This is a genomic window from Candidatus Pelagibacter sp. HIMB1746, assembly GCF_052047555.1.
Classification (GTDB): Bacteria; Pseudomonadota; Alphaproteobacteria; order Pelagibacterales; family Pelagibacteraceae; genus Pelagibacter.
This window is the reverse complement of the sequence record NZ_JBNAJZ010000003.1, coordinates 1-22,635: the sequence shown is the minus strand read 5'-3', so window position 1 is coordinate 22,635 and position 22,635 is coordinate 1. Positions and strand designations below refer to the sequence as shown.

23 protein-coding genes and 2 tRNA genes are annotated in these 22,635 nt (G+C 28.5%); 20 read left to right on the top strand and 5 right to left on the bottom strand.

Features of this window, described 5'->3' with window-relative positions; translation table 11 throughout:
* The first annotated feature begins 24 nt into the window (after positions 1-24).
* From tatA to secF, 7 genes are read left to right on the top strand one after another with little or no spacing between them, the layout of a single operon-like run.
* Entirely contained in the window at positions 25-225 is a 201-nt protein-coding gene (tatA, locus tag ACTTBM_RS04095) for a twin-arginine translocase TatA/TatE family subunit (protein ID WP_262589223.1), read from the top strand.
* 5 nt (positions 226-230) lie between these two features.
* A complete protein-coding gene (gene tatB, locus ACTTBM_RS04090) occupies positions 231-449 on the top strand; it encodes a Sec-independent protein translocase protein TatB (protein WP_262589222.1) in 219 nt (72 codons plus the stop codon).
* On the top strand, positions 442-1,212 hold the full coding sequence (gene tatC, locus ACTTBM_RS04085) for a twin-arginine translocase subunit TatC (RefSeq protein WP_440614387.1): 771 nt from the start codon (positions 442-444) through the stop codon (positions 1,210-1,212). The genes tatB and tatC overlap by 8 nt, the downstream gene beginning before the upstream one ends.
* Complete coding sequence (gene serS / locus ACTTBM_RS04080; RefSeq protein ID WP_440634828.1) at positions 1,205-2,464, top strand: serine--tRNA ligase; 1,260 nt, start codon at positions 1,205-1,207, stop codon at positions 2,462-2,464. The genes tatC and serS overlap by 8 nt, the downstream gene beginning before the upstream one ends.
* A 53-nt stretch (positions 2,465-2,517) precedes the next feature.
* Complete coding sequence (yajC, locus tag ACTTBM_RS04075) at positions 2,518-2,808, top strand: preprotein translocase subunit YajC (RefSeq protein ID WP_262589219.1); 291 nt, start codon at positions 2,518-2,520, stop codon at positions 2,806-2,808.
* 13 nt (positions 2,809-2,821) lie between these two features.
* Positions 2,822-4,375 (top strand): protein translocase subunit SecD, encoded by a 1,554-nt coding sequence (gene secD / locus ACTTBM_RS04070; protein ID WP_262589218.1) that lies wholly within the window; start codon positions 2,822-2,824, stop codon positions 4,373-4,375.
* A complete protein-coding gene (gene secF / locus ACTTBM_RS04065) occupies positions 4,375-5,271 on the top strand; it encodes a protein translocase subunit SecF (protein WP_262589217.1) in 897 nt (298 codons plus the stop codon). Before secD ends, secF begins: the two co-directional genes overlap by 1 nt.
* Here secF and ACTTBM_RS04060 read toward each other — a convergent pair.
* Together ACTTBM_RS04060 and uvrA are read right to left on the bottom strand one after the other, a co-directional pair.
* Entirely contained in the window at positions 5,268-5,870 is a 603-nt protein-coding gene (locus ACTTBM_RS04060) for a urate hydroxylase PuuD (RefSeq protein ID WP_262589216.1), read from the bottom strand. The two genes, secF and ACTTBM_RS04060, sit on opposite strands and share 4 nt — an antisense overlap.
* A 50-nt stretch (positions 5,871-5,920) precedes the next feature.
* Positions 5,921-8,773 (bottom strand): excinuclease ABC subunit UvrA, encoded by a 2,853-nt coding sequence (gene uvrA / locus ACTTBM_RS04055; RefSeq protein ID WP_262589215.1) that lies wholly within the window; start codon positions 8,771-8,773, stop codon positions 5,921-5,923.
* 89 nt (positions 8,774-8,862) lie between these two features.
* On the opposite strand from uvrA, the gene ssb reads away from it, so the two are divergent.
* The 6 genes from ssb (at position 8,863) to ACTTBM_RS04025 (ending at position 14,296) form a co-directional block, all read left to right on the top strand.
* On the top strand, positions 8,863-9,315 hold the full coding sequence (ssb, locus tag ACTTBM_RS04050) for a single-stranded DNA-binding protein (protein WP_440634827.1): 453 nt from the start codon (positions 8,863-8,865) through the stop codon (positions 9,313-9,315).
* Between the two features lie 5 nt (positions 9,316-9,320).
* The gene (gene gyrA / locus ACTTBM_RS04045) at positions 9,321-11,900 is read left to right on the top strand and encodes a DNA gyrase subunit A (protein WP_440634141.1); all 2,580 of its coding nucleotides are present in this window, start codon (positions 9,321-9,323) and stop codon (positions 11,898-11,900) included.
* On the top strand, positions 11,900-12,394 hold the full coding sequence (gene coaD, locus ACTTBM_RS04040) for a pantetheine-phosphate adenylyltransferase (protein ID WP_440634826.1): 495 nt from the start codon (positions 11,900-11,902) through the stop codon (positions 12,392-12,394). The genes gyrA and coaD overlap by 1 nt, the downstream gene beginning before the upstream one ends.
* Positions 12,387-12,947, top strand: coding sequence for a peptidylprolyl isomerase (locus tag ACTTBM_RS04035; RefSeq protein WP_440634825.1), 561 nt, complete (start codon positions 12,387-12,389; stop codon positions 12,945-12,947). Before coaD ends, ACTTBM_RS04035 begins: the two co-directional genes overlap by 8 nt.
* Positions 12,948-12,955: 8 nt before the next feature.
* Entirely contained in the window at positions 12,956-14,068 is a 1,113-nt protein-coding gene (gene tgt / locus ACTTBM_RS04030) for a tRNA guanosine(34) transglycosylase Tgt (protein WP_440634824.1), read from the top strand.
* A 152-nt stretch (positions 14,069-14,220) separates the two neighbouring features.
* Positions 14,221-14,296: transfer RNA gene (locus ACTTBM_RS04025), tRNA-Lys, on the top strand.
* 10 nt (positions 14,297-14,306) lie between these two features.
* Here ACTTBM_RS04025 and ACTTBM_RS04020 read toward each other — a convergent pair.
* Positions 14,307-15,134 (bottom strand): M48 family metallopeptidase, encoded by an 828-nt coding sequence (locus ACTTBM_RS04020; RefSeq protein ID WP_440634823.1) that lies wholly within the window; start codon positions 15,132-15,134, stop codon positions 14,307-14,309.
* Positions 15,135-15,246: 112 nt separating this feature from the next.
* Between ACTTBM_RS04020 and ACTTBM_RS04015 the strand changes: the two genes are divergently transcribed.
* The gene (locus ACTTBM_RS04015) at positions 15,247-15,903 is read left to right on the top strand and encodes a DUF502 domain-containing protein (protein ID WP_440634822.1); all 657 of its coding nucleotides are present in this window, start codon (positions 15,247-15,249) and stop codon (positions 15,901-15,903) included.
* Here ACTTBM_RS04015 and recG read toward each other — a convergent pair.
* On the bottom strand, positions 15,900-17,951 hold the full coding sequence (recG, locus tag ACTTBM_RS04010; protein ID WP_440634821.1) for an ATP-dependent DNA helicase RecG: 2,052 nt from the start codon (positions 17,949-17,951) through the stop codon (positions 15,900-15,902). The two genes, ACTTBM_RS04015 and recG, sit on opposite strands and share 4 nt — an antisense overlap.
* Positions 17,952-17,974: 23 nt before the next feature.
* Here recG and ACTTBM_RS04005 point away from each other — a divergent pair, with 23 nt between their 5' ends.
* Entirely contained in the window at positions 17,975-18,232 is a 258-nt protein-coding gene (locus ACTTBM_RS04005) for a succinate dehydrogenase assembly factor 2 (RefSeq protein WP_440614375.1), read from the top strand.
* 5 nt (positions 18,233-18,237) lie between these two features.
* Here the strand turns inward: ACTTBM_RS04005 and ACTTBM_RS04000 are convergent.
* Positions 18,238-18,327, bottom strand: a tRNA-Ser gene (locus ACTTBM_RS04000).
* Positions 18,328-18,412: 85 nt separating this feature from the next.
* On the opposite strand from ACTTBM_RS04000, the gene rarD reads away from it, so the two are divergent.
* The 5 genes from rarD to tmk all read left to right on the top strand — a co-directional run.
* Positions 18,413-19,291, top strand: a complete 879-nt coding sequence (gene rarD / locus ACTTBM_RS03995) for an EamA family transporter RarD (protein WP_440634820.1) — start codon at positions 18,413-18,415, stop codon at positions 19,289-19,291.
* The gene (locus ACTTBM_RS03990; protein WP_440634819.1) at positions 19,278-20,279 is read left to right on the top strand and encodes a lytic murein transglycosylase; all 1,002 of its coding nucleotides are present in this window, start codon (positions 19,278-19,280) and stop codon (positions 20,277-20,279) included. The genes rarD and ACTTBM_RS03990 overlap by 14 nt, the downstream gene beginning before the upstream one ends.
* Positions 20,269-21,108: an SPOR domain-containing protein gene (locus ACTTBM_RS03985; protein ID WP_440634818.1), complete on the top strand. Its 840-nt coding sequence runs from the start codon at positions 20,269-20,271 to the stop codon at positions 21,106-21,108. The genes ACTTBM_RS03990 and ACTTBM_RS03985 overlap by 11 nt, the downstream gene beginning before the upstream one ends.
* Positions 21,101-22,252, top strand: a complete 1,152-nt coding sequence (locus ACTTBM_RS03980) for a D-alanyl-D-alanine carboxypeptidase family protein (protein WP_440634817.1) — start codon at positions 21,101-21,103, stop codon at positions 22,250-22,252. The genes ACTTBM_RS03985 and ACTTBM_RS03980 overlap by 8 nt, the downstream gene beginning before the upstream one ends.
* The coding region (gene tmk, locus ACTTBM_RS03975; protein ID WP_440634816.1) for a dTMP kinase at positions 22,245-22,635 on the top strand (391 nt) is incomplete at its 3' end. The genes ACTTBM_RS03980 and tmk, both read left to right, overlap by 8 nt.

The window sequence follows — 22,635 nt, the reverse complement described above, 5'->3', positions numbered from 1 at the left end:
CCTTAAAAAGGTTATAAGTTTTTTATGAGTATAGGAATTTGGCAAATAGCTATTGTAGTTATATTAGTTGTTTTATTGTTTGGAAGAGGAAAAATTTCAAGCTTAATGGGTGATGTAGCTAAAGGTATTAAAAGTTTCAAAAAAGGAATGGCGTCAGACGTAACTGACGATACAGAGCCAAAAAATATATCTGACGATAACAAAGACTCGGATAACAAAAATTAATTTAAATGCCTACTATCGGTTGGTTTGAAATTTTAATTGTTGTTGCTATTGCAATAATAGTTCTTGGACCAAAGGATTTTCCAGTGATGTTAAAGAAAGCAGGCTCCTGGATTGGATCAGCAAAAAGGTACGTTAATAATATTCAAAATGAAGTTTCAAATCTAGAGATAGACGAAGAAAAAATTGATAACGAAATAAAAAAAGAAATTAAAAAAGATGAGTAATGAAGATCAGGAAGGTGGATTTGTAAGTCACCTAACAGAATTAAGAAAAAGGTTAATAAATAGCTTTATCTTTTTATTTATCTTTTTTGTAATTTGTTACTTATTCGCAGAACATATCTATGGTTTTCTTGTTGATCCATTTGCAAGAGCTGTAAAAGAAGACGGCTCTGATAGAAGATTGATATTTACAGCTTTGCAAGAGACCTTTTTAACATATCTTAAAGTATCATTCTTCACTGCTTTTTTTGTTACATGTCCATTTATCTTGATGCAAATTTGGAAATTTATTGCACCTGGATTGTACAAACATGAAAAAATAGCAATTCTGCCTTACCTTATATTAACACCAATATTATTTTTTTTAGGAGGTATGCTGGTTTATTATTTGATAATGCCACTTGCGATTAAATTTTTTCTTTCATTTGAAAGCACAGGTCTTTCTACAAATTTACCAATCCAATTAGAGGCTAAAGTTAATGAATATTTGTCACTAGTTATGAAATTAATTTTTGCTTTTGGTATCAGTTTTCAGTTACCAGTTGTTTTAAGTTTATTGGCAAGAATCGGAATAGTTGATAGTCAATTTTTAAAAGAGAGAAGAAAATATGTAGTTGTTATTATATTTGCAGCAGCTGCATTGTTAACACCACCAGATCCAATAACTCAAATAGGTTTAGCAATACCATTATTAATTCTGTATGAATTATCAATATTTTCAGTAAAATTTATAGAAAATAAAAATTTACAAAAAGAAGATGCATAACATTAAAGAAATACGAAAAGATTTTTCCAAATTTCAAAAATCTCTTGAAAAAAGAAACTTAGAAGTAGATTTTGAAAAAATTCAAAAATTAGATGAACAAAATAGACATTTAATTCAAAAAAAAGAAAGTTTAGAAAAAGAAAAAAAAGATATTTCTAAATCAAAAGATGAGAGCTTATTTAAGAAATCTAAAGAAATTAGCAAGGAACTAGAAAAAATTGTAGAGGATCAAAAACAAATTAAGTTTGATTTAGATAGTATACTGTCTAGCATACCCAATATACCACATGAAGATGTTCCAAATGGTAAAGACGAAAATGATAACAAAGAAATATTAAAATCAGGAGAGATACCCAATTTAGAATTTAAACCTAAAACACATTACGAATTAGGTGAAAAACTAAATATGCTTGATTTTGATTTAGCTACAAAAACTACTGGTTCAAGATTTGTATTTGTAAAAGATAAATTGGCTCTTTTAGAAAGGGCAATATCAAATTTTATGCTTGATACGCATATTCATCAAAATGGTTATCAGGAAATATCACCTCCATTAATGGCATCAGAAAGCACTATGTACGGCACTGGACAGTTGCCAAAGTTTGAAAATGATCAGTTTGAAATTAAATTTGACGAAGGTTCAGATAGAAAATTTTTGATACCAACAGCAGAGGTGATTTTAACCAATATTGTTAAAGATAAAATGATTGATCTTAATAATTTACCAATGAGATTTGTTGCTTCAACACCTTGTTTTAGAAAAGAAGCTGGAAGTTATGGAAAGGATACAAGGGGCATGATTAGGCAGCATCAATTTTACAAAGTTGAAATGGTAAGCATTGTAGAGAATGAAAAATGTTTAGAAGAATTAGAGAGAATGACAAATTGTGCTACCGACATACTAGATAAATTAGAGTTACCATATCGAAAAGTAATTTTATGTTCAGGTGATATGGGTTTTAGCGCAGAGAAGACCTATGATATTGAGGTATGGTTGCCATCAGAAAATAAATATAGAGAAATATCATCATGTTCGTCTTGTTCAACGTTTCAAGCACAGCGTATGAAGGCAAGATATAAAAACAATAATAAGGAAAATGTTTTTGCAGGTACGTTGAATGGAAGTGGTTTAGCTGTTGGAAGAACTCTGATTGCAATTATGGAAAACTATCAACAAAAAGATGGTTCTATTATAATTCCTAAAGTTCTAAGACCTTATATGAACAATATGGAATTGATTTCTAACAATTAAAGTTGTTTTAATGAGTTAGATGGTATAAGAATGCCATAATTTAAAGGAGATTTATGGAAGGTTCAGGAATAGGTCAATTTATACCACTAATTTTAATTTTTGTTATTTTTTATTTTTTCTTAATCAGACCACAGCAAAAAAAAGTTAAAGAGCATAAAGCAATGGTTGAAGGTTTAAAGAGAGGAGATAAAGTAGTCACTTCAGGTGGTATAACAGGAAGAGTAGAAAGATTAATCGATAACGACAAAGTAGAAGTTGAAATAGCTGAAAATGTTAAAGTAGAAATTGTTAAAGCTACAGGTATTCAAAGTCTCTTAAACAATACTCCAGAAGTTAAAAAATAATCAATTAAGATAAGTGCTTTATTTTTCTAAACTAAGAATCTTATTTGTAACTTTATTTTCTTTATTATTTATTTTAATTGCGTCATCAAATTTATTTAAGTTCGATGATAGTTTTTTTAATAAGAAAATAAACCTTGGTTTAGATTTACAAGGTGGTTCTTACCTTTTACTTGAAATTGATAATGAGCCAGTAATTGAACAAAAATTACAAAATTTAACAACCACTATTAGAAATTATTTCAAAGAGAAAAACATCAAAATTAATAATATTAAAATTGATAATCAAAATATTTTTTTCAATGTTGCTGATTTAGACAAACAAGCAGTACTAGATGTTTTTCAAGATGAAAATAGTGATCTAAATCCTTATTACCCAAGATTTAAATCACACCAACTTGACATAGAAGATAATGGTATCAATTTAAAAGTAAGTTTTTCAAGACAAGGCATAATCAATCTTAAAACTTCATCGCAAGATCAAGCTATAGAAATTGTAAGAAGAAGGGTAGATGAAGTCGGTACTAATGAACCAAATATTTTAAAAAGAGGTAATGATAGAATCCTTGTTGAACTTCCTGGGTTAGATGATCCTCAAAGAATTAAATCACTATTAGGAAAAACAGCAAATCTTACATTTAGATTTGTAACCAATGATGAAAGTGACAGATTTGGCGTTGAGAAGTTAAAATTTGAAGATGGCTTAGAAGAGGCAACAGTAAGCAAAAGAATAATCATCAGTGGTGAAAATCTATTAGATGCACAACCAAAAATGGACACTCAAAACAATCAAACTATTGTGTCATTTACATTAGATAGAGTAGGAGCCAAAAGATTTGGTAAAGCAACATCTACTGGTATTGGAAAACAATTAGCGATTGTTTTAGATGGAAAAATAATTAGCGCACCTGTTGTGAGAGATACAATAGCAAGTGGATCTGGACAGATCAGTGGGGGATTTACTTTCCAAAGTGCCACAGATTTAGCTTTATTATTAAGATCTGGAGCTTTACCAGCTCCTTTAGAGATTATAGAGGAAAGAACTGTAGGACCTGATCTTGGACAAGACTCGATTAATGCAGGAATGATTGCTTTAGCTATAGGCTTTTTATTAGTTATTATTTTTATGTTTGTTAAATACAAAGTTTTTGGACTAATCACTAACGTAACATTAATAATTAATTTATTTTTATTACTTGGTATTTTAACTTTATTTGAAGCAACATTAACTCTTCCAGGTATAGCAGGGATAATTTTAACCGTTGGTATGGCTGTTGATGCAAATGTATTAATTTTTGAAAGAATTAAAGAAGAACTTAAAGATGAAAGTAATAATATTTTAGCTTTTGATGGAGGTTACACAAAATCAAGAACAGCAATTATTGATGCAAATATTACTACTTTATTAGCAGCTATAATTTTATTTTTTATGGGTTCTGGTCCAGTAAAAGGATTTGCTGTTACTCTAGGTGTTGGAATTTTTACAACACTATTTTCAGTTTATTTTATAGCAAGATTGTTCACTAGTCTTTATGTGACAAGAAATAAAAATAAGGAAAAACTAATCTAATGATAGCATTTAACAAATACTATAATCACTTTAACATACTATCTATATTCTTAATTACAGCATCACTTTTATTACTAATTTTTAAAGGTTTAAATTACGGTATAGACTTTAAAGGTGGAACATTGATTGAACTAAGGTCATCAGATAGCAAAATTAGCGTTAGTTCATTGAGAGATAAATTTAATCAAATGGATTTAGGAGATGTTTCTGTTAAAAAATTTGGAAATGACACTGATTTTCTAATTAAATTTGAAAATAAAGATAATAAAAAAAATATTATAGAAGAAATTAAAAAAGATTTAGACAGTTCTTTTGGAAATAACTATGATTTTAGAAGAGTTGAAAATGTAGGTCCTAAAGTTAGCGCTGAATTGCTTAAAGCTGGTGTCATTGCTATTTCTTTATCTCTGGCTGTAATGCTTATTTATATTTGGATACGTTTTGAATGGCAATTTAGTTTGGGTGCTATTTTGGCTTTATTTCATGATGTAATAGTAACATTGGGAATTTTTTCATTATTTAGTCTTGAGATTAATTTATCAATTATTGCAGCTGTTCTAACAATTGTTGGTTATTCTATGAATGATACTGTTGTAATTTTTGATCGTGTTAGAGAAAATTTGAGAAAATATTCAGACATTAAAATTTTTGAATTAACAAACATTTCAATCAACGAAACTTTATCCAGAACAATAATAACATCAGCTACAACATTGTTAGCTTTATTAGCGATATTCTTTTTTGGTGGTGAAATTTTAAAAGGTTTTTCTTTAGCAATGATACTTGGTGTTGTATTTGGAACTTATTCTTCGATTTATATTGCGAATACAGTTTTAGTTAGATTGAGAGTTTCACAAAAAACAGTCTTAAGAGAAGACGATAATAAAACAGTTTAATATAAGTTTTGAGCAGCTACCATTGAAAGTAACATTGGTAGAGATAAAAGTGTATTTGTTCTTGAAAACAACATTGCAGTTTTAGCTGACTTAGCTTTTGTTTCTGGATCAGCTTCAACTATTCCTAAAGCTCTTTTTTGGTTTGGCCAAATCACAAACCAAACATTAAAAGCCATTACAATTCCTAACCACATACCAATTCCTATTGCTGTATGTTTTGGAACACCAGATCCAATGCTAAAAGTCATAGCATCATGTAAATATCCATTTAACAGAGCTAAAATTAATCCTGAAAGAACAGTAAACGCAGCCGCCCATCTAAAATAAAATAATGCAGCAGGAGCAATTACTTTCCCAATAGCAGGTTTTTGTTCATCAGGTATTTTTCCCATATTTGGAATTTGAACAAAATTAAAATACCACAATAATCCTATCCACATTATTGCAACAACAACATGAATGTATCTAAATAACCAGCTCCAAAAAAGAGTATCGAATGCAATACCATCATTTAAATAGGAAAGACCTAAAAACAATATAATTGCTAATGCAAGCGATGCATGAATTGTTTTAGATAGTGATGATAATAAACTGCTCATGATTCTTAATTAATATACACTAAATTTAGATTTTTTATAAGTTTTTATATTTAATACAAAAGAGGTTTTAAAAACTGGCCTGTGTAGCTTTCTTTTACTTTGCAAACTTCCTCGGGTTTACCTTCTGCAACAATTTTACCACCTTTAACACCACCCTCAGGACCCATATCGACAATGTGATCAGCTGTTTTTATAACATCTAAGTTATGCTCTATTACAACTACGGTGTTTCCTAATTTCACGAAGGTATGAAGAATTTCTAGTAATTTTTTAATATCGTGCTGATGCAGTCCAGTTGTTGGTTCGTCTAATATGTACATGGTTCTACCAGTTGATCTTTTGGATAATTCCTTGGCTAGTTTAATCCTTTGTGCTTCACCACCTGATAGTGTAGTAGCCTGTTGTCCAATTTTTATGTAACCAAGTCCAACTTTTTTTAAGGTTAATAATTTAGATTTAATATTTGAAATGTTTTCAAAATATTCACACCCTTCATCAACAGACATATCCAAAACATCGGCTATACTTTTTCCTTTAAACTTAATCTCTAAAGTTTCTCTGTTGTATCTCGTTCCTTTACATTCATCACACTGAATATAAACATCTGGTAAAAAGTGCATTTCATATGTAATAACACCATCACCTTCACAGGCTTCACATCTACCACCCTTAACATTAAACGAAAATCTTCCTGGTTTATACCCTCTAGTTTTAGACTCTGGTAAGCTAGTAAACCAATCTCTTATAGGACCAAAAGCTCCAGTATAAGTAGCTGGATTAGATCTTGGAGTTCTACCAATAGGGGATTGGTCGATATCAATAATTTTATCAATTAATTCGACACCTTTGTAACCTTTAAAAGCTTTAGGAGTTTTTCTAGCTTTATTATTAAGTGTTAAGTTTAATGCATGAAATAATGTTTGTAATACCAATGTAGATTTACCACTTCCTGAAACTCCAGTTACACAAGTGAATGTGCCTGTAGGAATTTTAAGATTAACATTATTTAAATTATTCCCACTAGCACCATTTATTTCTACAAATCTACCATTTTTTGCTAATCGTCTAGTTTTAGGAATTTCAATTTTCTGTTTATTCGCAAGATACTGTCCCGTTATACTCTTCTTATCCTTTTTAAGCTCTTCGTAAGTTCCTTGAGCTGTTATTTGACCACCATTCGTTCCAGCTTCTGGTCCAAGGTCAATAATGTGATCTGCATTTTCCATTGTCTCAGTATCATGTTCAACAACAATTACTGTATTCCCAAGATCTCTTAGTCTTTTTAATGCATTTATTAATTTAACATTATCTTTTTGATGCAAACCAATTGATGGTTCATCTAAAACATATAATACTCCTGTTAAACCAGATCCAATTTGTGATGCTAATCTAATTCTTTGAGCTTCTCCTCCTGATAAAGTTCCAGACTCTCTTGAGAGTGTTAAGTAATCTAAACCAACATTAAGTAAGAAATTTAATCTTTCATTTATTTCTTTTAGGACATGTTCTGCAATTTTAAATTGCCTTTTATCTAAATTGTTTTCTAAGCTTTTAAACCATTCAGCGGCATCATGAATTGATTTTTTAGTAACCTCACTAATATTTAAATCATTAATCTTAACACATAATGCTTCTTCTTTAAGTCTATCACCATTACAAGCTTCACATGCTGTATCAGATTGATATTCGGCTATTGCTTCTCTTTTCCACTCACTATCAGATTCCAAGAAACGTCTTTCAAGATTATTAATCACTCCTTCAAAGGTTTTTTTATATGAATATTTTTCATATCCATCATCATAATTAAATTTAATTTCGTCCTCATCTGAACCATATAAAATTATATCTTTTATTTTTTTTGGAAGCTTTTTCCATTTTTCATCAAGAGAAAATTCATAATGCTTTGCAAGAGAAGCTAATGTTTGGGCATAATATAAAGTTGTTGATTTGGCCCATGGTTCAATTGCTCCATCCGCTAAACTTTTACGATCATCTGGAACTACTAAATTTGGATCTACATTTAATTTCATACCTATACCTTCACATTCTTCACAAGCACCATAGGGACTATTAAATGAAAACAATCTTGGTTCTATTTCCTCGATGGTAAAACCACTTTCTGGACAAGCAAACTTTGTGGAGTAAATTAATTTTTCAATTTTTCTAAATTTTTGAGGAAGAGTTTCATCTTCGTATTCAACAAAAACCAATCCATTAGCTAAATTTACGGCTGTTTCTACGCTTTCAGCTAATCTGTTTCCAAGTTTTGAATTAAGTACAATTCTATCAACTAGAATTGAAATGTCGTGCTTTAATTTTTTATCAAGGTTAGGAGATTTTTCTATGTCGTATAATACGTTATCAATTTTTATTTTTCTAAATCCACGTCTCTTGTAGCTTAAAATATCTTTTTTATATTCACCCTTACGACCTCTAACTACTGGAGCATAAATATATATTGTAGATTTTTTTGGCAATTTTTTAATTAAATCAACAATTTGAGTAATTGTTTGAGAGGTTATTGGCTTACCTGTAAAAGGAGAATAAGGTATGCCTGCTCTTGCATAAAGTACCCTCATATAATCATAAATTTCTGTAACAGTTGCAACAGTTGATCTGGGATTTTTTGAAGTATTTTTTTGCTCGATTGCTATGGCTGGACTTAAGCCTTCAATTAAATCAACATTAGGCTTTTTCATTTTATCTAAAAATTGACGAGCATAAGCAGATAAACTCTCGACATATCTTCTTTGACCTTCTGCATAGATGGTATCAAAAGCTAATGAAGATTTTCCTGACCCAGACAAACCTGTTATCACTACAAATTTATCTTTTGGAATTTCTACAGTCACATTCTTCAAATTGTGTTCTTTAGCGCCCTTAATAACTATCTTTTTCATCATATTTTTAGTTGCTTTGAGTCAATAAAATTAATATTCAGAAGAATTGTGATATAAATCTTATTAATTAATTTAACAAATATTAAAATATTATGGCTGGAAGTTTAAATAAAGTATTATTAATTGGTCGTTTGGGCGCAGACCCTGAAATTAAACAAATGGTAAACGGAAAGAGTGTAGCTAGACTAAGTCTTGCAACCAGTCAAACATGGAAAGATAAAAATACTGGTGAAAGAAAAGAAAAAACTGAATGGCACCGTATAGTTGTATTCAATGAAGGGTTGGTAAATGTTGTTCAACAATATTTAAAAAAGGGCGCACAAGTTTATGTAGAGGGACAACTGACAACACGTAAATGGAAAGATGAACAATCTGGCCAAGATAAGTATTCAACTGAAATTGTTATACAAGGTTACAATTCTTCACTTACAATGTTAGGTGGAGGAAATACAGGTGGTGGGATTCAGAATGACACAATTCAACAAAACAATATTGAGGATTCTTCTCAAGTGTCAAATGATATGGATGACGAAATACCATTTTAATTTCTATGCAAAAAACTGAAGAACCAAAAGATAAGAATATTAATCTAATCTCTATGCATGACGAGATGAGCTCGTCTTATTTGTCTTATGCTATGAGTGTTATTGTAAGTCGTGCATTACCTGATGTAAGAGATGGATTAAAACCAGTTCATAGAAGAATTCTTTATGCAATGTACAAAGGTGGTTATGATTGGTCTAAACAATTCAGAAAATCAGCAAGAATAGTAGGGGATGTAATTGGTAAATATCATCCTCATGGTGATCAATCAGTATATGATGCTTTAGTTAGGATGGTGCAAGATTTTTCAATGAGCTTACCTTTAGTTCAAGGACAAGGTAATTTTGGATCCATAGATGGTGATCCAGCTGCTGCTATGAGGTATACCGAAACAAGATTATCAAAAGTTTCACAATATTTGATTGATGATATCGAAAAAAATACGATTAGTTTTAAAAGTAATTATGATGAAACTGAGAAAGAACCTAGCGTATTACCTGCGCAATTTCCAAATTTGTTAGTTAATGGGGCTGGAGGTATAGCTGTTGGAATGGCAACTAGTATTCCTCCTCATAATCTAGGTGAGATAATTGATGGCACTTTAGCTTTAATAGACAATAAAGATATTAAAATAAAAGAGCTAATGAAACATATTCCAGGACCAGATTTTCCGACTGGAGGAGTAATAATCGGCAAAGATATAATTAAACAAGGTTACAACAATGGTAGAGGCTCATTTAAAATTAGAGGTGAAGTATCAGTTGAAAGCTTAAAGAATGGTAGAGATAGATTAGTAATTACTTCAATTCCATACCAAGTAAATAAAGCTGTACTAAATGAAAGAATTGCACAATTAGTTAGAGAAAAGAAAATTGAAGGTATTAAAGACATAAGAGATGAGTCTAACAGAGAAGGTATTAGAGTTGCTATTGATTTAAGAAACGGTGTTGAGCCAGAAACAATTAAAAGACAACTTTATAAAAATACTCAAATAGAGAGCTCTTTTGGTTTTAACACTTTAGCAATAGTAGAAGGGAAACCAAAAACATGTACATTAAAAGAATTTCTTTCTAATTTTTTATCTTTTAGAGAAGATGTAGTAATCAAAAAAACAAAATTTGATCTTCAAAAAGCAGAGGAAAGAGCTCATATCTTAATTGGTCTATCTGTTGCAGTAGAAAACTTAGATAAAATTATAAAAATCATTAGATCTTCCAAAACACCTGAGGATGCAAAAAATGCTATTCTTAAAACTAAATGGAAAATAAACAAATCACAAAAGCTAATTTCTTTAGTAGAGGGAAAAAAAGGTAAAAATATTTATTCTTTATCTGAACCACAAGTTTTAGCTATCTTAGAATTAAGATTACAGAAGCTAACAGCTCTTGGTATAAACGAAATTGAAGTTGAGATTAAAAAATTAGCTGAATTGATTGCAAAATATAAAAAAATTATATCCTCTAAAAAAGAGCTTTTGAGAGTAATAAGCGAAGAATTAAAAAATATTAAAGAAAAATTTGCTGTTCCTAGAAGAACTAAAATTATTGATGCGGTATTAAATTACGACATCGAGGAAACAATCCAAAAACAATCTGTAATTATTACAGTAACTTTACAAGGATATATTAAAAGAGGATCATTAAATAATGTGAAGCAACAAAAAAGGGGTGGAAAAGGTAAATCTGGAATTACTACCAGAGATCAAGACTCTGTAATACAAACACTTTCGGTAAATACTCATACATCAGTTTTATTTTTTTCAACAGAGGGGCTTGTTTATAAAATTAAAGCTTGGAAAATACCTGAGGGATCATCGGCTTCAAAAGGTAAATCCTTATTTAATATTCTTCCGCTAAAGAGTCATCAATCCATTAGTTCAATTATGCCAATGCCTGATGAAGATACAGACTCAAAAAATTATCAAATTATTTTTGCAACATCACAAGGTAAAGTTAGAAAGAATAGTTTAGAGGATTTTTCATCCATTAATGCTTCAGGAAAAATTGCAATGAAACTTGACAACAACGATAAAATTGTTGGAGTTAAAATTTGTAAAGATGATCAAGACATAATTCTAAGTACTAAATTTGGAAAATGTATCCGTTTTGAAGCTAGAAAATTAAGAGTATTTAAGGGAAGGTCTTCTAAAGGAATAAAAGGTATTGAACTTGCTTCTGGAGATCAAATTGTTTCATTATCAGTAATTGATAATGATAAATTGAGTAAAAATGGAAAAAAATCAAAAGATGAAAAATCAGAATTAAAAGCAAAAGAAAAATTTGTTTTAGCAATAAGTGAAAACGGTTATGGTAAAAAGACTTCTCATATTGACTACAGAGTTACTAATAGAGGAGGAAAGGGCATTATTGGAATTATAAATTCACCAAGAAATGGAAATATAACATCATCTTTTCCTGTATTTGAAGGTGATGAAATTCTAATATCTACAAATAAAGGAAGAGTTATTAGAGTGGCGGTTAAAGAAATAAGAACTGCTAGTAGAAATACCCAAGGTGTAAGAATAATAAAATTATCTGGTGATGAAAAAGTTGTTTCTGCAATTAAGATTGATGATAATTTAATTTAATGAGTAAAATTGCTATTTATCCAGGAACTTTTGATCCAATTACTTATGGTCATATAGATGTTATTAAAAAAGCACTAAAGCTTTTTGATAAAATAGTAGTTGGTGTTTCAGATGTAAGTAATAAAAATTATTTATTCTCTTCTGAAGAAAGAATAGAAATTGTAAATAAAGCTTTATTCAAGGATTTAAAATTAAATAAAAAAAAAATTATCGTTGTTTCCTTTAGTTCACTAACTACAGATTTGTGCAAAAAATATAAATCAAATATCATATTGCGTGGCTTAAGAGCCGTATCTGATTTTGAATATGAATTTCAACTTGCAGGAATGAATAGAAAGCTTAACCAAAATATTGAAACAATTTTTTTAATGTCAGATGTAGAAAATCAAATTATATCTTCTAGATTTGTTAAAGAAATTGTAAAATTGAATGGAAATATTAAAAAATTTACTACCAAAAGCACAATAAAATCTTTAAAAGAAAAATATGAATAGAATTTTATCGTACATATTTATTTTATTTTTTATTAGTGCAAATCAATTAATAGCTGAGGAGAATATAATGATTTTAAAACTTAAAGATGGTGATGTAAAAATTGAATTATTTGAGGACGTGGCACCAAACCATGTCAAAAGAATTAAAGAATTAGCTAACAGTGGAAAATATGACAACGTTGTATTTCATAGAGTGATAGATGGTTTCATGGCTCAAACAGGTGATGTTAAATTTGGAAATTCAGAGTCTAAGGAATTTGACTTAAGAAGAGCAGGTATGGGTGGATCTGATATGCCTGATTTAAAGCAAGAGTTTAATAGTTTACCTCATGACAGAGGCACATTATCTATGGCTAGAGCTCAAGATCCAAATAGCGCAAATAGCCAGTTTTTTATTTGCTTTCAACCAGCTCCTTTTTTAGACAGACAGTATACTGTTTTTGGTAAAGTTGTTGAAGGAATGGAGTTTGTAGATAAAATTAAAAGAGGTGACCAAAATAATAATGGCGCTGTAACAGATCCAGATAAAATTATAAGCTTTAAATCTTTGTAAAATATTAAATGGCATTAAAAAATTTTGCCTTTAAAGTTTTAAACAAAGACAAATTTGCTAGACGTGGTGTTATAGAAACTCATAGAGGTGAGATTAATACACCAGCATTTATGCCTGTTGGTACACAAGCAACAGTTAAAGCTTGTACAATCGATGATATAAAGAAAACTGGATCAGAAATAATACTATCTAACACATATCATTTAATGATCCGTCCTGGAGTGGAAAGAGTTGAGTCAGCAGGTGGTTTACATGAGTTCATGAATTGTGATTTGCCAATACTTACAGACTCAGGTGGTTTTCAAGTAATGTCTCTATCAAAGTTAAATAAAATAGATCGCGAAAAAGGGGCCATATTTAATTCACACGTCGATGGAAAAAAATTTTATTTAAGTCCTGAAGAAAGTATTAGGATTCAATTGGGTTTAAACTCAGATATTGTAATGATAATGGATGAGTGTCCAAAAAAAACTGAAGATTATAATTTAATAAAAAAATCTATGGATCTATCTTTGTATTGGGCTGAAAGATCTAAAATGGCATTTGGAAACAATCCTCACAAAGCTTTATTTGGAATTATTCAAGGAGGATTATTTAAAGATTTAAGATTAAAATCCCTTGAAGGACTTATAAAGATTGGATTTGATGGTTATGCAGTTGGAGGATTAGCTGTAGGTGAAACTCAAGATGAAATGTTTACCACTCTTGATGGTATTAAGGAACATTTACCAGATGAAAAACCTCATTATTTAATGGGTGTTGGTACACCATCAGATATTTTAGGAGCTGTAAAAAGAGGTATAGATATGTTTGATTGCGTTCTTCCAACTAGATCAGGTAGAACAGGTCTTGCTTTTACTTGGAATGGAAGGGTAAATATTAAAAATAACAAATATCAAAATGACAACACGCCGTTAGATCCTAATTGTGAAAATTTAAATTTAAATAAATATTCAAAAAATTATTTAAATCATTTGTTTAATACCAATGAAATATTAGCATCAATGTTATTAACACTTCATAATATAAATTTTTATCAAGAATTAATGTCTGAAATCAGAAAAAATATTATGAATAATACCTTCGATGAATTTCACGATAAATACATTGATAAGTTGTAGTTTTATTAACTGTGCTATTATGTGTACAACTTTGTAATGAAAACCCCTCATTTATAACGAATTCTTTTTGTAAAAATTACATTGAACGAATTGAAATATTAAAATTTATCTGTATACAAACCATATTCATTTTCATAAAAATGAATCTTTGTGGGCCGTTAGCTCAGTTGGTAGAGCAATTCCCTTTTAAGGAATGGGTCGATGGTTCGAGTCCATCACGGCTCACCACTTTTTGAATTTAACTTATTTCAATTGGTGGATAATCAAGAATTACCTCATTCATCCAATTATTTAACTGTTTAATTCTAGTGTCAGATGAAGGGTGAGTACTCATAAATTGTGGAGGTTCTTTTCCTTTATTAAATTCTTTCATTCTTTCCCAAATTTTAACTGTCTCTCTAATATCATATCCTGATAAAGATGAAAAAATCATACCAAGATAATCAGCTTCGCTTTCTTGTTTTCTGTTAAATGGATTCATTAATCCAATTTGAGATAGTAGGCCAACTGTATCCATTCCAGTTGTTCTGTTGATATCTGATAATATACCTCCACTTGCAATATCAATAATTCTGGTACCTGTGTTAAGTAAAACTCCTCTACTTGCTCTTTCAACAGAATGTTTGGCAACAGCATGAGCAACTTCATGTCCCATTACTGCAGCCAGACCATTAGTATTTTTTGTTACATCAAGTATACCTGTATAAACTGCAATTTTCCCTCCAGGCATACACCAAGCATTTCTAACTTTTTTATTATCAATTAATATATATTCCCAATCAAAGTTAGCAGTTGGATCATTTAAATTAGATCTATAGAAATATTCACTAATTGAATCTTCCATTTTTTTTCCAATTTCTTTTATTTCATTTAAAGTTTTTGTGTCATCACTCATTTTCTCTTTTTCTTTAACTTTCTCATAAATTTGAGCAGCTTGAGCATTTAATTTAGCTTCAGGTATTAATTTTAATTGTTTTCTGTCAGTAATCGGAGCACTTGTGCACGAAGGTAGAAGTAAGCTTCCACAACCACATCCAACATATGTTAAAAATTTTCTTCTATTCATTTCATTCTAAAATTGGTAATAATTTATAATTATGAATCTTAATAATAAAATTTTAGTTGTATTATTTATCATTGCAATAATTTTTGTTACATATTCTAGTTATAGTTAATAAATGAAAGAAACCAAAAAGAAACCTATAAAAAAAAGAGAAATTATAGGTCTATGGTTTTATATTTTATCTTTAAAAATTAGGAATTATTTTTTTACAGGTGTTGTCGTTTTAATACCAATAGGACTAACTATTTATTTAAGTAAATTTTTAATAAATACGTCTTCAAAAATTTTACCGTCTCAAATAAATCCAAATTATTATTTGCCATTTAATATACCTGGCCTAGAGATAATTATTTCAATTATTTTCATAACAATCATTGGTTTCATATCTTTATCTTATTTAGGAAAAAAATTTCTTCAGTTAATAGACAGTTTATTCAAAAAAATACCACTACTAGGAACTTTTTGGTCTGCAATTAAACAAATGTCACAATCATTTAAAGAAAGTGGCAGTAAAAGTAAGAGTGTTGTTCTTGTTGAATATCCAAGAAAAGGTGTATGGGCTGTAGGTTTTGCTACTAAAGAAAATTCTGGAGAAATTGCTGAAAAAACAAATCAAAAATTAATAAACGTATTTGTTCCAACAACTCCAAATCCAACAAGTGGTTTTTTGCTAATGTTCCCTAAAGACGAAGTTATATTTTTAAACATGACTTTTGAAGAAGCTTCTAAATTTATTGTATCAGCTGGAACAACAACAACAGAAAAAAATTAAGCAATATCGTTAATTATATCTGCTCTATCGTACAATTTAATTAAAGGTTTAAACTTACTTAAATTTTCATTTTCAAGTTCAATTCTTTTTATTTCTTTTTCAGCTAATTCAAATAAGTCACTATTCTGTATTGGGTCTGCTAACTTGAAATTTTTAACACCACTTTGTTTAAAACCCAATATATCACCAAAACCCCTGATCTTCATATCTTCCTCGGAAATAACAAATCCATCATTGGTCTCTTTTAATATGTTTATTCTTTTTTTAGCATTTTCACTCAAATTTGACTTAAACATCAGAATACAAGTTGCTTCTTTCTCTCCACGACCAACTCTACCTCTTAATTGGTGGAGCTGAGATAGGCCAAACTTATTTGCATTTTCAATTACAATTACATTGGCATTTGGAAAATCTATTCCAACCTCAATAATAGTTGTAGATACTAATATTTTAAATTCTTTATTTAAAAATTTTTTTAAAATATCATCTTTTTCATTTATATCTGTTTTTCCATGAAGTATAGAGACTTGTTTTGGGAATAATTTTTTTAAATATTCAAATTTTTGAATTGCAGAAGTATGATCTAATTTTTTAGACTCTTCAATTAATGGACAGACCCAAAATATTTGATTTCCTGAATTAATTTCTTTTTTTATAAATTTAATTACATCATCAATTTTACTTTCTAATTTACTGTAAGTTTTTATCATTTTACGGTTTTTTGGTTTTTCTCTAATAATTGACAAATCCATATCGCCATAAATTGTCATTGTTAAAGTTCGTGGAATAGGTGTGGCAGTCATCAATAACACATCACAATCATTCCCACCTTTGTCAGATAATCTTTTTCTTTGATTAACACCAAACTTATGTTGTTCGTCAATAATAATTAATCCTAATTTTTTAAATTTAACTGTTTTTTGAAAAATAGCATGTGTACCAAAAATTATATTAATCTTATTATTTATTAGTTCATTGAGGATTAATTTTTTTTCTTTGTAGCTAGACTTACCAGAAATTAACTCTGTTGATATGTTTGATGGAAAAATTTTTTTTGCTAAATTATAATGTTGTCTTGCTAGTATTTCGGTAGGAGCCATAACAGCTACTTGGAAACCAGAATTGATAGTATTAAATGCAGCTAATAATGAAACAATTGTTTTTCCACTTCCAACATCTCCTTGTAATAATCTAAACATTTTAGTTGAGGATGATAAATCCTCATTAATTTCATTAATTGATTTAATTTGATCATCAGTTAATTCAAAATCTAATTTATTAATAAGTTGTTTTTGTTTATTTAAATTAATAATTTTATTTTTTTTCTTAACTTTCTTAATTTTTTTTCTTATTTCTGAATTAACTAAAAATGTTGCAAATATTTCATCAAAGGCAAGTCTTTGATAAAAATGATCTTTGTATTTTCCTATATTCTCATGCTTGTGTAATTCTTTAATTGCATCATTCCAATTGATATTATTGAATTTATTTAAAATTTTACTTGAGTGCCATTCTTTTAAGTTAGGTAATTTATCTATTATTTGTTTTATGATTTTATTATAAATTTTCTCAGATATTCCCTCAGTTAACGAATATTTATTATGAACTTGTTTAATTAAACTTGAGTCCTCAGATACATACTTAGGATTGGTTATTTGATATTTATTTTTAAAGTAGCCAATTTTCCCACTTACAGTTATTTCTTTTCCTAAAGGTAATATTTTTTTAATATATCCCTCATAACTATTAAAAAAAACACAATCTAGCTCACCTGTTTCATCGGAACACTTAACTCTATTTGGTAATTTTCTAATTCTTGGAAACAAATATTTATTTGCTACAACAGTAACAGTTTGATTTTCACCGATCTTTAAATCTTTTACTTTTGTTGACAAACTTCTATCTGTATAAGCCTTTGGAAGTTTCCAAAGTAAATCAAAAATATTATTTATATTCTTTTTCTTAAGTAAATTTGTTGTTTTTACACCAACGCCATTTAAAGCTGTTAGATCAGATAATAAATATTCAAAATTAGTTTTATTATCCATGATAAATTAATTATATTCTAATAATGAGCCTCAATATAGATGAATTAAAAAAAAAAATTATTTACCGTTCTAATTATCGAGGTACCAAGGAGATGGATAAGCTCTTAGGTAAATTTGTAAAAAAATACATTAATGATTTGCAAAAAGAGGATTTAATTGATCTAGATAAATTTCTTAATATTGATGACACAAATTTGTATAATTTCTATAATGGTTTTGATACTGAATTTGAAATAGAAAAAAACAATATAAGCTTATTGTTTAAAAATTTTAAATATTAAGTTGATGGCGGAGAGACTGGGATTCGAACCCAGGAAAGAGTTGCCCCTTTGCCGGTTTTCAAGACCGGTGCTTTCAACCGCTCAGCCATCTCTCCGTGAGCAAGGTTTTATAATTATAATTATTTAATTCAACCATAAAATAGTCGAAAAAAACTCATTAACGACTAATATTAAAGCTACATGAACAAAGAATTTAATAAAGGTCTTTTGCTTGCTGGATTTGGATCTTTTTGGTGGGGTTTTTTTGGGGTTTTATATTTTAAATATATTACTTTTATTGGTTATATTGAACTAGTAGTGCACAGATGTTTATGGACAACTTTGACCTTAATATTAACAACTTTCTTTTTTTCAAAGTGGGATATTTTTTTTAAGATAATTAAAAGTAAACAAAATCTTGTTTATCTTTTTATGTCAGGTTTTTTGATTTTTATGAATTGGGGTGTGTGGATTTATGCGATCGCTACCAACAGAATAATAGATGCGAGTTTTGGTTATTTTATAATGCCTATATTAAGTGTTCTTCTTGGTTATATTTTTTTTAAAGAAAAATTAAATAATAAAAGAATTTTTTCAATTACTTTAGTTATTTTATCAATTTTATATTTAATTTTTGTAAGTCTAAAATCACTTCCTTGGGTTGGTATACTTGTAGCGCTAAGTTGGGGCTTTTATAATTTAGTAAGAAAAAAGGTTAATGTTGATACAGATATTGGACTTTTAATAGAAAGTTTGTTTATATTACCAATTGCAATTCTTGCATTCTATCTTATTGCAGTTAATGGTTACAATGATTTCTCGTTATCCAACCCTTCAATGATGTTAATAATATTGTTGGCAGGTCCAATGACGGTAATACCTTTATTTTTATATGTAAGAGGAGTTGAATTATGTGGATTAGGTCCGACTGGGATGATTTTCTATATCACACCAACTCTTCAATTTTTACTAGGTTTTTTTTATTACGATGAAGTTTTCTCATTTAATAAACTAGTAAGTTTCATTTTAATCTGGATTGCTGTAATAATATATTTGAGAGATTTATATGAAACTAATTAAACTTATACTGATTTTATCTCTTTTTTTTCATTCAAACACTTTAGCAGATATCAATATAGAATTCGAAAAATGGAAAAATAATTTCAAAAAAATTGCTCTAGAAAATAATATTTCTGAAGCAACATTTGATCTAGTTATGTCTAATACTAAGTTTTTACCCGATGTAATTAAATATGATAGATATCAACCAGAATTTTATGAAGATACAAAAACTTACATATCAAAAAGAACCTCTGACCAAAAAGTAAAAAAAGGAAAAAAACTTTATATAGATAATTTAAATTTAATTACCACTGTTGAAAATGAATTTAACATAGAAAAAGAACTTCTCTTATCATTAATGGGTATAGAAACAAATTTTGGAACTTATGTTGGTAAAATGGACATTCTTTCTTCACTAGCTACATTAAGTTTTGACAAAAGAAGATCAGAATTTTTTACCAAAGAACTTTTAATACTTTTAAATTTAATTGAGAAAAATCAAATTGATTATAAAACATTATATGGATCTTGGGCGGGTGCTTTTGGTTACTTCCAATTTATGCCTTCTACTATGAAAAATTATGCAACAGATTATGATGGCAATGGTTCAATAAATTTAAAAAGTAACCCTGATGCGTATGCTTCAGCGAGTAATTATTTAAAGAAAATAGGTTGGAAATCTAATGAACCATGTTTTTATAGAATTGATTTAAACAATGATATTCCAAAAAAATATTTAAATATTTCTGCAAAAAAATTACATGATAAGAAACAATTAAAGTTTTTTAGACAATACATTCAGAACAATTCAATTATTTCAAATAATTATGATGAATTAGAAGTTGCAATAATAACACCAGATAAAGATATAATTCCTGATGCGGAAACATTAAATCCAGCTTATGTGGTATTTAATAATTATGAAATAATATTACAATGGAATAGATCTTTAAGATTTGCTTTAGCCGTCTGCACATTGAAGGATAAATTCAAAGATGAACTTTAAAATAATATTGCAATTATTGTTGTTTATTATTTTTATTGGATGCAAACAATTAGAAACAACTCAAAAAAAAACTATTAAGACAGAACCAGATACATCTACAGCAGAAACAACTTTAAAATCTTCAGATGAAGATGAAGAAGATAGTTCTAAATATATTTTTGATAGAGAGTATACCAACCAAGGCTTTGCATTAATTTACGACGAAAATCTTTTTAATAAAAAAAGTATTTCAAAAAAACTCGATAACAGAGGTTTGTTTATTTTTCATACCAAAATTAGAAAAAATTCTTTTGTGAAAATTACTAACCCTGAAAATACAAAAACTGTTATTGCGCAAGTGATATCTAATAAAGCAATTTTTTCAAATTTTTATAATTCAGTAATCACCAAAAGAATTGTTGATGAATTATTGCTTGATGAAAATGAACCCTATGTTGAATTATCTCTAATTTCTAATGAATCAACTTTTGTAGCAAAAAAAGCTAAAACGTTTGATGAGGAAAAAAAAGTAGCTCAAAAGGCTCCTGTGGATGGAATAACCATAGATAATTTAGGAACTTTAGAGAAAAAGGAATTGCCTAAGACTTCTCAAAGTAATTTTCTATATTCAATTAAAATTGCAGATTTTTATTATAAAGATTCAGCTGAAAATATGATCCAAAGAATTAAGGATGAAACAAAGATAACAAATCCTGTTATAAAAAAATTATCTCAAACAAAATATAGGGTATTATTAGGTCCATTTAATGATATAAAAAAAATTCAAGAGTCATTTGACGAAATAGAAAAACTAAATTTTGAAAACCTAAAAATTATTAAAGATGTTTAAAAAATTAAATTTAATTATTTTAATATTCATTTTATTTGCATCTAAATCATTTGCTAATTTTGATGTGAAAGCAAAAACTGCAATAATTCAAGATTATCATTCTGGTGAAATTCTTTTTGAAAAAGAAGCGGACTTATCAATTTATCCTGCATCCATGACGAAAATCATGACCTCAATCATTGCCTTTGACTTAATTAAGTCAGGAGATTTAAGTATGGATGAAAAATTTATCATTTCAGAAAAAGCTTGGCGATTATCTACATCAGGTTATTCCTCAATGTTTGTTATGGTAGGTGATGAGGTTTCTGTCGAAAATTTACTAAAAGGTATAATCATAGCATCTGGTAATGATGCTTGTATTGCATTAGCAGAAGGTATAGCGGGTACTGAAGAAGAGTTTGCAATCTTAATGACAGCAAAAGCTAAAGAGTTAGGAATGGACAATACAAACTTTTCTAATTCATCAGGAATTAATCACCCTGATAATAATTCAACAGTTAGAGACATAATGATCATGTCTAGATACTTAATTAAAGAACATCCAGAATTTTATAAAATGTTTGCTGAAAAAGAATTTACTTGGGATAGAACAGGAGGAGATCCAATAACACAAGGTAATAGAAATCCTTTGTTGTATAAAAATCTTGGAGCAGATGGTATCAAAACTGGTTATTTAGCTGTAGAAAAATATTCATTAGCTTCGTCTATAGAGAGAAATGGAAGAAGATTAATTGCTGTTGGCAGTGGTTTTAATTCAAAAAACGCCAGATCAAAAGAAAGTACTAAAATGTTAACTTATGGACTTACAAATTTTGATTTAGTTAAAATTACTGAAGCTAATAAACCTTTTCAAAAAATTGACGTATGGTTGGGAAAAGAAGATACAGTTGATGTTTATACAAATGAAGATATTTACAAAACTATTAAAAAGGCCAAAAAAAAATTATTAAAGGTTTCTGTAAATTATGATGGTCCTGTAGAAGCACCAATAAACAGAGATCAAAAAGTTGCAACATTAAAAGTAGTTTATGACCAAGAATTAGTAGGTGAGTATGATTTGCTTGCTTTAAAAGAAATTAAAAAAGTAAATTTCTTTTCTAGATTGCTTAAATCATTGAACTACTTAATTTGGGGCGATGTCTAAGAAGCCAATAATTGTTTTTGAAGGTATAGAAGGCAGTGGCAAGAGTCATCATATTAAAATTGTTTCAAGATATTTCGACAAAAATAAAGTTAAATATTTAAAAATTAGAGAACCTGGAGGGAGTTTAAATTCTGAAAAAATTAGAAAATTAATATTAAATAAGAAATCCAATTTTAATGTAAAAACTGATTTACTTTTATATCTAGCTGCCAGAAGTGAAAATATTAATCTTATTAAAAAATATTATAAAAAAAGAGTTATTTTAATTGATAGATTTATAGACTCTACAATCGCTTATCAGCATTATGGCATGGGTGTTGATATTAAAATTATAAATTTAATTAATAAATATTTATTAAAAAATATTAAGGTTAATTTTACAT

Bases quoted from the DNA above. Each gene is read 5' to 3' on its own strand.
- ACTTBM_RS03980 (WP_440634817.1), top strand. From the start codon at position 21,101: ATGTTTAAAAAATTAAATTTAATTATTTTAATATTCATTTTATTTGCA.
- coaD (WP_440634826.1), top strand. From the start codon at position 11,900: ATGAGTAAAATTGCTATTTATCCAGGAACTTTTGATCCAATTACTTAT.
- ACTTBM_RS03985 (WP_440634818.1), top strand. From the start codon at position 20,269: ATGAACTTTAAAATAATATTGCAATTATTGTTGTTTATTATTTTTATT.
- ACTTBM_RS04015 (WP_440634822.1), top strand. From the start codon at position 15,247: ATGAAAGAAACCAAAAAGAAACCTATAAAAAAAAGAGAAATTATAGGT.
- serS (WP_440634828.1), top strand. From the start codon at position 1,205: ATGCATAACATTAAAGAAATACGAAAAGATTTTTCCAAATTTCAAAAA.
- ssb (WP_440634827.1), top strand. From the start codon at position 8,863: ATGGCTGGAAGTTTAAATAAAGTATTATTAATTGGTCGTTTGGGCGCA.
- gyrA (WP_440634141.1), top strand. From the start codon at position 9,321: ATGCAAAAAACTGAAGAACCAAAAGATAAGAATATTAATCTAATCTCT.
- ACTTBM_RS04060 (WP_262589216.1), bottom strand. From the start codon at position 5,870: ATGAGCAGTTTATTATCATCACTATCTAAAACAATTCATGCATCGCTT.
- ACTTBM_RS04035 (WP_440634825.1), top strand. From the start codon at position 12,387: ATGAATAGAATTTTATCGTACATATTTATTTTATTTTTTATTAGTGCA.
- ACTTBM_RS04020 (WP_440634823.1), bottom strand. From the start codon at position 15,134: ATGAATAGAAGAAAATTTTTAACATATGTTGGATGTGGTTGTGGAAGC.
- yajC (WP_262589219.1), top strand. From the start codon at position 2,518: ATGGAAGGTTCAGGAATAGGTCAATTTATACCACTAATTTTAATTTTT.
- tatA (WP_262589223.1), top strand. From the start codon at position 25: ATGAGTATAGGAATTTGGCAAATAGCTATTGTAGTTATATTAGTTGTT.
- tgt (WP_440634824.1), top strand. From the start codon at position 12,956: ATGGCATTAAAAAATTTTGCCTTTAAAGTTTTAAACAAAGACAAATTT.
- tatB (WP_262589222.1), top strand. From the start codon at position 231: ATGCCTACTATCGGTTGGTTTGAAATTTTAATTGTTGTTGCTATTGCA.
- recG (WP_440634821.1), bottom strand. From the start codon at position 17,951: ATGGATAATAAAACTAATTTTGAATATTTATTATCTGATCTAACAGCT.
- secF (WP_262589217.1), top strand. From the start codon at position 4,375: ATGATAGCATTTAACAAATACTATAATCACTTTAACATACTATCTATA.
- tatC (WP_440614387.1), top strand. From the start codon at position 442: ATGAGTAATGAAGATCAGGAAGGTGGATTTGTAAGTCACCTAACAGAA.
- ACTTBM_RS03990 (WP_440634819.1), top strand. From the start codon at position 19,278: ATGAAACTAATTAAACTTATACTGATTTTATCTCTTTTTTTTCATTCA.
- rarD (WP_440634820.1), top strand. From the start codon at position 18,413: ATGAACAAAGAATTTAATAAAGGTCTTTTGCTTGCTGGATTTGGATCT.
- uvrA (WP_262589215.1), bottom strand. From the start codon at position 8,773: ATGATGAAAAAGATAGTTATTAAGGGCGCTAAAGAACACAATTTGAAG.
- ACTTBM_RS04005 (WP_440614375.1), top strand. From the start codon at position 17,975: ATGAGCCTCAATATAGATGAATTAAAAAAAAAAATTATTTACCGTTCT.